Raw genomic sequence first — 1,251 nt, 5'->3', positions numbered from 1 at the left:
GTCTTGAACGACAGCCTCACCTGGAGCGTGGACCGCACCCGTCATCTCATCCGGGTGGCGCGTTATGTGAAGCGCAATCCTATCTTTCGGGACCTCTTCGAGAAGTTGGCGGCGGCCGTCTAGCAGATTTTGGATACAGCGAACAGGATTCTATCCCATAGTCAGGTTGCACTTCCAAGGAAAAACGGCCATAATTCTGGTGACAATGTGTCAAGACACTCACTTCTGTTGTAGTTGGATCGACAATGTTGAATTTTCAAAAATTAGTGATCGATAAACTTGTCAGTGAATTGGAGGCAGCGTATTGCCAAAGTTATGGCAATCGTTCTCCTTTGATTGGCGACACTGTGGTCTGGTGTGGCTATCTTGCCCTAGAAAACATCGCCAATACAGACGCGCTCTACCATGACGTGGAACACACGGCCATGGTGACGCTGGTTGGGCAAGCGATTTTGCAAGGAAAACACCTGTTGGAAGGCGGTGTGACGCCCCGGGATTGGCTCCACGTGATGATGGCCTTGCTTTGTCATGACATCGGCTTTGTCCGCGGCATTTGCCGAAGGGACAATGGTCGCATCGTGGCTACAGGCGTGGGAGACCAGGTGATCGAGATGCCGCCCGGTTCTACTGATGCCGCTCTGGCGCCCTACCACGTTGACCGGGGCAAGCTCTTCATCCAGGAGCGTTTTTCTCAGCCCCTTTTCATTGAAATCGACATCGACGCGGTCACCTCCTACATCGAGATGACCCGTTTCCCCATCCCCGACGATGACTTCCACCGCCAGACGGACGGCTACGCCGGCCTTGTGCGGGCGGCGGATTTTATCGGCCAACTTGGCGATCCCAATTACCTACGCAAACTGCCCGCTCTCTATTACGAACTGGAAGAAGTGGACAAAGACGCCAAAATCGGGTACAAAAACCTGGAGGACATGCGTCAGAACTACGCCCGCTTTTATTGGGACGTGGTGAGCCCCTACATCCAGGAGGCCCTGCACTATCTGCGGGTCACCCAGGAGGGCAAACAGTGGATCGCCAACCTCCACTCCCATGTCTTCGATGTGGAGCACCACTATCGGGGCCATCCGGCCCGCTAGTCTCAGCACAAGGCAGACCGACGATATGGAAATTCTCGGCGGACCACTTTTCGCCGTGGCCGGCGCGGGTGAATCCCACGGCCCCGGTGTGACGACAATTGTCTTTGGATGCCCGCCGGGCCTACGTGTGGCCCGTGCGGACGTCCAACGCTAC

2 protein-coding genes are annotated in these 1,251 nt (G+C 55.7%); both read left to right on the top strand.

Translation table 11 applies throughout. The annotated features are described in order from the left end of the window. Positions 1–245 precede the first annotated feature (245 nt). The gene (locus D6694_07145; protein RMH43291.1) at positions 246–1,097 is read left to right on the top strand and encodes a metal-dependent phosphohydrolase; all 852 of its coding nucleotides are present in this window, start codon (positions 246–248) and stop codon (positions 1,095–1,097) included. A 25-nt stretch (positions 1,098–1,122) separates the two neighbouring features. Beyond that, a partial coding sequence (locus tag D6694_07140) for a chorismate synthase (protein ID RMH43290.1) occupies positions 1,123–1,251 on the top strand: 129 nt, incomplete at its 3' end.

Source organism: Gammaproteobacteria bacterium, assembly GCA_003696665.1.
GTDB lineage: Bacteria > Pseudomonadota > Gammaproteobacteria > Enterobacterales.
This window is presented reverse-complemented; position numbering and strand designations above follow the sequence as displayed.